Consider the following 7302-nt stretch of genomic DNA (forward strand, 5'->3'; position numbering starts at 1 on the left):
AGGAAGAAGGAAGAAGGAAGAAGGAAGAAGGAAGAAGGAAGAAGGAAGAAGGAAGAAGGAAGAAGGAAGAAGGAAGACTTTCTTCTTCCCTCGAACCTCTTCGTTCTATATTTACTTAGAGCAGTTTTCGATTCTATGAAATAAAGTAGGGACTTAAGCCAAGCCTAAGTCCCTACCCCATATCTGTACTTTGCTCAAGTGAAAATCGCTATATCGGCGATTTAGAAATTTTGACCTTCAGTGGTTGGAGCTATCGAACCCGGTTGGTTGAGGAACAGGTTTTTAGCGCCGTCGTTTTGGTAGATACAGTTAATTTCGGGTTGAGCTTCCAGGGGACCGGTGAAGCCAAAGGTGTTCATGCGATTTTTGCACTCTCGCACTTGGTTTTGGCTGACGAGTTTTCTTTGTTCGAGAATAGCCCAGTTATTGGTTCGCAAAACGCATCCGGGGCGCATACTCGGCTGCGAGATGTAGACGTTGAAGGGGTTTAGGGTGACGTAGAGGCGCATATCTGTTACCATCGCGCTTGCTCCAAACTGCACGCAAAGTTCCGGGTTCGGGGCACTGCGATCGATAAATTCGCGGGAGGCTACGTTCTCTGGGCTAATTGTAGCTGTGGAGCTAAAGGCAATGCCAATCCCAATTCCCAGAATAAAGACTGCTGTTAAAATCCCTAGGGTGGCGGAATTGAGGAAAGAGGGTTTGCCGGACTGAGGTGGGCGTCGCGACTGTCCGCCAAATGAGCCGGAGTCTTCGTCTCCCCGGGATGGGTCGGCGCTGAATCGGTCGTCGTTGTAGGATTTAGGTTTGCGTTTCATATAAGGTTCCCTCAGTTCTGGAGACTCAACAGGTAGTAGTTTGTTATTTTTAACCGATCTCGCCTTTCTAATATTATGGCGCTAGGAAAGTGGTTGCGGAGGGCCCAGGACACCCCCTCTGGTTTTGGTGTAGGGTTCACAGCTCGCGATCGACCAAGGGGCTGCCTTGTCTGAATTTTCAGATTTCAATAAAATAGCTGAAAGTGACATACTCTTGCACAGCGGAGGAATCCGGCTCAAGACTGTTAACAAATTTTAACATTTTACAAGTCAGGAGGTATAGGTTAGTGTCTGTCGAAATTATTCAAAAGCCTTCCACAGTCCGCAAGCTTGCACCGCGCTACCGCGTTCTGCTGCACAATGATGATTTCAATCCTATGGAGTACGTGGTGCAGACTTTGATGGCGACGGTACCGAGTCTGACTCAGCCACAGGCGGTAAATGTGATGATGGAAGCCCATACTAACGGGATGGGATTGGTGATTGTTTGCGCTCTCGAACACGCTGAGTTTTACGCTGAAACGCTCAATAATCACGGATTGAGCAGCAGCATCGAACCTGACGATTAGAACCTGACGGTACTGCAACGGATTCGCCCAGACCATTTCAGACTCATACCGTCAACATCTCATACCAAAAAGCCAAGGGTTAGGCCCTTGGCTTTTTGGTATATTTAATCGGGTAGATATGGAAATTTGAAGAGCATAGGTTTTTCGGAACGGCCGGAAGTGGTTCGGAGCTAGGTGAGCTCTCGCGCCAATTTCAACTCTCCAATCTCAAATCTTTATCCGAGGAAACTAAAGAGGAAATTAATAACGTCCTCCTCCGCCGCCTCCTCCGCGAGCAAATTTTCCTGGGCCGCCGCCGCCCCGGTTGCCGCCACCCCGGCCGCCTTCATCTTCGCGCGGCTTGGCTTTGTTAACTTTGAGGTCGCGACCCATCCACTCTGCTCCGTCGAGAGCACTAATGGCTGCATCTTCTTCTGCATCTGTGGACATTTCTACAAAACCGAAGCCGCGGGGGCGACTGGTTTCTCTGTCGGTAGGTAGATGTACTCGCTTAACGGTTCCGTATTCGGCGAAGACGGTGGTGATGTCTTCTTGGGTAACTTGGTAGGATAAGTTACCGACGTATATCGACATGAGGAATAACTCCAAAATTTAGACAGTGCGAAGATTTCAGTTTCGGAGAGTCCCCTGCCGATACAGAAGGGCAAGTTTTTAGACAATTCTGTAGCAATGAACAAAGCCTGCAACTGAATCTGATTCACACTTGGTACTTTAACATAGAATAGCGTCTTTTGAGTAGGTTTCAGCAGTTAATTAAGTCGTTCTAATTAAACGTAAAACTTTTAGGGTATTCATAAAGCTGGTTTATCGGTGTCATGTTTTGCCTGCAGTGGAAGCAGAGAAAGTTGTGGCGCGCGCTCTCACCGCAGGAAAGATACATCCACCTTGCCAAAGTTGGTAGTCAAAGCTAGGTTCACGTTTTCCAAGGCTTTGACTAACCACACCACGCCTTCTCGGGTACTGCATTCGTAGTGACCGAACAAAATTGCCAGCCGCTTTTCTAGGTAGGGCTTGACTTTGCCGCAAATTAGTACGATTTTCAGCAGCAAACCTGTGGTTTGGGTGGGCCCGAGGTTTGAGATTAGGTCGATGAAGACAAAGTGGTTGGGCCGCACAGGACTCTCCACTACTAAAAAGTTCAATAACTGGCTGCAAGTTCTAATCATTAAAAATTCGTTAAACTTCTGATCATCGCTGTGGGGAAGGGTATTTTGTAGTTGCTTATACAATTTTTCGTTAAAGAGACGTTTGCCGTAGCGCTCATCGGTGACAGAAGAAATCAGGTATTCGTACAAGTCGTCTTTAAAGGAGCGGTAGGATTGATTTGTGCTGGCGTTCGCCGTGAAACGGCCCGCTAGCTGTCTGTAGGTATCGGCTCCTTCTACTTTTCCGACAAATTGCTTGAGGGCAAAGAATAGTTCCGGGTCGCTCAACAGGGTCGGATTTTTTATAGGCTGTATATTCCTACCGAAGGAAATGGAGGTTTCCCGACGCGCTATTTGAGCTTTCCTCACTTGGTGAGCGACATATTGTGAGAGATGGATCTCAAATTGCTGCTGCTTTTGAGCTTGGATTTTTTTAATGATTTTCTGCTGTTCGTAGGTGCTGTCGTCGCTGAGGAGGCAGTGTTTGTAGAGGTAAGGGTAACGGGGAATTAAAGTTCCCAGGGCAAGGCTAGCAGGGGTTTTGCTGTTGCTGCTATTGCTATCTTCATTGCTGTGAGTTATGACTTTGGCTAAGCGTTTGAGGGTGAGGTACTGTTCGCTTTCGATAAATTGATTTACTAATTTAGGGATGGAGCCTCGCCCCCCCGATCGATTGTATCCAAATAATATTTTGGGCGCTTCTTCAAACAGAGCGATCAATTCAGGGATGGCTGCTTGCTTGCTGGGGTATGTTTGCCAGCGGTTGATCAGGATGTGGCAGCAGCGGTTGAGGATGTATTTGAATTCTTGTTCAGCGTGTGCTGAGCGTGCTATTTTTTCGAGTGCGTCGGCGATCGAGCGATCGGGATATCCGACGCCCTCGATAAACAAAGTGCGAAAGCGGCCGATCAGTTCTGCCGGCTGCTCTCGTTGTACCAACTCCAGCCAGTGCTTGTAAAGTAGCTGTTCTTCTTCGTGGCTTTGTCTGTTGTAGTCGTTCACTGTGGATTAACCCTCCGAGGCTGGGGCAGGAGCTTTCAGCGCTATTAGCTTAATGAATTTGCCAATGAATCGCAATAATTGAGTCAACCGAGCTTCTCGCCCGATGGGGCTTATGGGTAGAAGCTGTCAGCAGCTTAAGCCGATCGATATTTTTTGCTTAGTTCAACTATTTATCAACACCAGCATGACATGAATTGTTGGTAATTAGCAAGGCCTTAAATCACCATCGACTTTGTAAAGTATTGGTAAAGATTGTAGGTGGGTACGGAGTAATTTATTGGTGGGAGGACGATTTAGTATTAGGATGATCAAGGTCAATCCTGATCCGCAGCCCGCTGTTAGTTAAATTTGAGGTTGGGCGAGGTAGAATTAGCTTTGAAAATAATTATTTGAAATGTGAGTGCTGGTTATGGTTTGTCGCGTAAGTATCGCCCAACTTGCTGAAATTTTAAGTGTACCTTTGCCTGCTGTGTCTGAGGGCGTTTTGACAGCTTTAGGGACAGGTATTGCCACAGATACGCGCACTCTTGAGGGGGGCGAAGTATTTTTGGCGCTGCGGGGAGACAATTTTGATGGCCATCAATTTTTGGCAAAAGCTCGGGATTTGGGGGCGATTGCAGCGATTGTCGATCAAGATTGGCAAGAGGAATTGCCTAATTTTCCCTTGTTGCGCGTTGACGATACTTTAAAAGCTTATCAGTCGATCGCCCGCTGGTGGCGTGACCAATTCAGTATACCTATAGTTGCTGTTACGGGTTCTGTAGGTAAAACTACTGTTAAAGAGTTAATTGCGACGGTTTTGTCAACGAAGGGAAATGTTCTTAAAACTCAATATAACTATAACAATGAAATTGGAGTACCAAAAACTCTGTTGGAGCTTTCACCCGCACACAATTATGCTGTAATTGAAATGGGGATGCGCGGGAGTGGGGAAATTGCACTGCTGTCGCAAATTGCACGTCCTACTGTAGCGGTAATTACTAATGTAGGAACGGCCCATATCGGGCGATTAGGTTCCGAAGATGCCATCGCCCAAGCTAAGTGTGAACTTTTAGCCGAAATGCCTGCTGATAGCATTGCTATTCTCAATCACGATGGTGATAGATTAACCGCAACTGCGGCGAAAGTTTGGCAGGGAAAAACTTTAACTTACGGTTTAGAAGGCGGGGATTTGTGTGGGGAATTGCTCAATTCTGATACACTGTTGGTAGAAGGCGTGGAATTGCCGCTGCCGCTGCCTGGACGCCACAATGCTGTAAATTATTTGGCAGCTTTGGCGGTAGGAAAAGTTTTAGGTATTGATTGGGAAGTTTTAAAGCAAGGTTTGTCTGTGCAGTTACCGGATGGACGGGCGCGCCGCTACGATTTGCCGCAGGATATTGTCATTCTGGATGAGACTTACAATGCTGGCTTGGAGTCGATGTTGGCTGCCCTGAGACTGTTAGCCGATACTCCAGGAAAGCGCCGAATTGCGGTGTTGGGAACGATGAAGGAATTGGGCGACAGGGCGATCGACTTTCACCGACAAGTGGGAAGGGTGGCGCGAGATTTGCAGCTTGACGCTTTGTTTGTTTTTGCTGATTTTGAGGAAGCGGCGGCGATGGCTGCAGGTGCGGCGGGTTTGCATTTTGTGGAGATAGGAGATATTACAGCCAAGGATGGGCGGGAAGATTTAGCAAAGCGGTTGTTGGGATTTGTCGAAAAGGGCGATCGGATTTTATTTAAAGCTTCTCATTCAGTTGAGTTGAATCGAGTTGTGGAGAAGTTTAGAGCAGATTTTGCGGGGGAGTAATAGAAAAGAAATTTTGTGGATTTGAAATTATGCGAGCGCTTCTAGTCGATCGTCGCGTCAAACTCACGTTTCTATCGCTGATGCGTAGGGTAAGATGCCCATCTGCACCTAAGTCCCGAGGGTTCAATATCCCGATCGCTCTAACGGCTCGATTTCGATATCTGGAGCAATCTCAATGGCAGCAATTCTGGCATTCTCAACTATCGTATTTCCTATCATTGTATTGTGTACTGCCTCAAACTTAGATTCGGCTTCCGAAATTTCTTCGTAGTGTACAATCACATGATAATATTTATTAATTGGTTCTCCAGAATCTGAAATTTCCACGGCAAGCGAATCTATATTCTGAGATTCTTCGGCTTTCTCCCGATACTCGTCGGCTAAATGTTCCAGGGCGATCGCGATCGCGTGTTCTTTCGTTTGTCCGTAAAAATTCATGGTATCGTCAGGGCGATCGCTCAGAGATGACGAAATCTGACAAAGATACTGCCCGTTTGATTGAGCGCAAACGTCGATCGAAATTGTACCAGCAGTGCGATCGGGATTTATTTGAGTCATAAGCTGTTCGGCATTTAAAAGACGATAGTAGGGTGCGTCAGTCCATAAGCGTTTCCCTTGTCCAGTAAGTATTCTAACTGACGCACCCTACAAGGCTCAAACTCACGACAGCACAAGTTTTAGGAGCCGGGGAAGCATGACCTATTTCAGGATATGTCGAAAAAAAGCTAAAATATCGATTAGTTTTCGTTGGACTTGTAATGTCGGAGAGCAGATATGAATTCAGTTGAGGAGACCGGATTGTCACCAATCGTTGACTTGCCACTGATAGGGTCTGCTGAACAATATCTCTTCTCAGTCGAGGACGATCGAGAGCGTGCTGATAAGCTACAAGAATTACTTGTCCCCAAGCTTAAGGTTCTCATTGAACAAGCTTGTAACCTAATTCACCAAGTTTATGGCACAGATGTACTCTCAGATTGCCGAATAACGACTACACCAGCTCATCGATCTGGAGCCAAGAAAACCAAGCCCGTGGAAATAGCAACCGCTGGCTTGGCTATAAAAGGAAAAAAATGGTTTTTCCAACATAGGTTCGTGTGTACTTCTGATAACTTGTTTGTGAACTTTTTTGGATTAAGAGGGTTAGAAGCTAATCCAATTGTCCAAGTCATGAAGAACCATGTGGAAGATGTTACTAGGATTTTGAAGCAGGGTGAATATTATATTTACTCTGATACTATTGCACCGGAAGATGATGGAAAGTTAGAGTATGATGAGTTCATTAACAAACTGCAATTGGCTCCTGAACGAGATTGGAAAACTACCTTTATTCGGAGTCCATCCCTAGTTCTTCCTATTAAAGACCTAGATGCAGCTCAGCCAGCGATTGATAACTTTGTCGAACTCTTTGCTATCTTTCGTGCTGCAATAAATATGTTTATTGGTGAGGAAGATCGTTTTGAGGACTACCTAAAATGTTTGTGGGATTGGCAAAATCCGCTTCAGGTTCAGGAATCTGTAACTACTACTAGATTCTTTCCTGATGAAGTAGATTCAGTACAAACATTTCGTGAGGGGGCAGTACGGCAAGTTTCAGTCAACGCCTATGAACGAGAGCCTAAAGCTCGGCAAAAATGTATTGATTATCACGGTTCAAGTTGCTCTATTTGTGGTTTCGATTTTGGCAGAGCTTTTGGGCAACTGGGAAAAGGTTTCATTCATGTTCATCATCTACGACCCATTTCAGAGATTGGAGAAGAGTATGAAATTGATCCTATAAAAGATTTGCGTCCTGTTTGTCCAAATTGTCACGCTATGATTCATCGTCGTTCACCACAATTTAGTCTTGAAGAAATCAAGATGTTGTTGAAGTCTGCTGGTGGTTCTACTATCTAATATCTGTAGTTTAGACTAAAAAATGATTGCAGCCAAAAGTAGCTGCCTTTGAATATCCGGCAAGCTGTTACTCAAAAACT

The 7302-nt window shown here is 45.8% G+C and carries 7 protein-coding genes; 3 read left to right on the forward strand and 4 right to left on the reverse strand.

Going from position 1 to position 7302, the window contains the following annotated elements; translation table 11 throughout:
- Positions 1 to 221: 221 nt before the first annotated feature.
- Entirely contained in the window at positions 222 to 818 is a 597-nt protein-coding gene (locus tag QT996_RS27600; protein ID WP_333050612.1) for a DUF3172 domain-containing protein, read from the reverse strand.
- Between the two features lie 287 nt (positions 819 to 1105).
- On the opposite strand from QT996_RS27600, the gene clpS reads away from it, so the two are divergent.
- The gene (clpS, locus tag QT996_RS27605) at positions 1106 to 1387 is read left to right on the forward strand and encodes an ATP-dependent Clp protease adapter ClpS (RefSeq protein ID WP_015178019.1); all 282 of its coding nucleotides are present in this window, start codon (positions 1106 to 1108) and stop codon (positions 1385 to 1387) included.
- A gap of 240 nt (positions 1388 to 1627) precedes the next feature.
- On the opposite strand, the gene QT996_RS27610 is transcribed toward clpS, so the two are convergent.
- Both QT996_RS27610 and QT996_RS27615 read right to left on the reverse strand, forming a co-directional pair.
- Positions 1628 to 1960 (reverse strand): RNA recognition motif domain-containing protein, encoded by a 333-nt coding sequence (locus tag QT996_RS27610; RefSeq protein WP_006635107.1) that lies wholly within the window; start codon positions 1958 to 1960, stop codon positions 1628 to 1630.
- 287 nt (positions 1961 to 2247) lie between these two features.
- Positions 2248 to 3534, reverse strand: a complete 1287-nt coding sequence (locus tag QT996_RS27615; protein WP_333050614.1) for a hypothetical protein — start codon at positions 3532 to 3534, stop codon at positions 2248 to 2250.
- Positions 3535 to 3943: 409 nt separating this feature from the next.
- Between QT996_RS27615 and QT996_RS27620 the strand changes: the two genes are divergently transcribed.
- Positions 3944 to 5326 carry a UDP-N-acetylmuramoyl-tripeptide--D-alanyl-D-alanine ligase gene (locus tag QT996_RS27620; RefSeq protein ID WP_333050615.1) on the forward strand — a complete coding sequence of 461 codons (1383 nt, stop codon included), beginning with the start codon at positions 3944 to 3946 and terminating at the stop codon, positions 5324 to 5326.
- A 123-nt stretch (positions 5327 to 5449) separates the two neighbouring features.
- Here the strand turns inward: QT996_RS27620 and QT996_RS27625 are convergent, their stop codons facing one another.
- Positions 5450 to 5884: a hypothetical protein gene (locus tag QT996_RS27625; RefSeq protein WP_333050616.1), complete on the reverse strand. Its 435-nt coding sequence runs from the start codon at positions 5882 to 5884 to the stop codon at positions 5450 to 5452.
- A gap of 216 nt (positions 5885 to 6100) precedes the next feature.
- On the opposite strand from QT996_RS27625, the gene QT996_RS27630 reads away from it, so the two are divergent.
- Complete coding sequence (locus QT996_RS27630) at positions 6101 to 7222, forward strand: HNH endonuclease (RefSeq protein ID WP_333050618.1); 1122 nt, start codon at positions 6101 to 6103, stop codon at positions 7220 to 7222.
- Positions 7223 to 7302 lie beyond the last annotated feature (80 nt).

It is taken from the genome of Microcoleus sp. S13C4 (assembly GCF_036700865.1).
GTDB lineage: Bacteria > Cyanobacteriota > Cyanobacteriia > Cyanobacteriales > Microcoleaceae > Microcoleus.

What these genes read in the sequence shown, in the direction of transcription:
- QT996_RS27620 (WP_333050615.1), top strand. Translation starts at nt 3,944, where the DNA reads ATGGTTTGTCGCGTAAGTATCGCCCAACTTGCTGAAATTTTAAGTGTA.
- QT996_RS27630 (WP_333050618.1), top strand. Translation starts at nt 6,101, where the DNA reads ATGAATTCAGTTGAGGAGACCGGATTGTCACCAATCGTTGACTTGCCA.
- QT996_RS27610 (WP_006635107.1), bottom strand. Translation starts at nt 1,960, where the DNA reads ATGTCGATATACGTCGGTAACTTATCCTACCAAGTTACCCAAGAAGAC.
- QT996_RS27600 (WP_333050612.1), bottom strand. Translation starts at nt 818, where the DNA reads ATGAAACGCAAACCTAAATCCTACAACGACGACCGATTCAGCGCCGAC.
- QT996_RS27625 (WP_333050616.1), bottom strand. Translation starts at nt 5,884, where the DNA reads ATGACTCAAATAAATCCCGATCGCACTGCTGGTACAATTTCGATCGAC.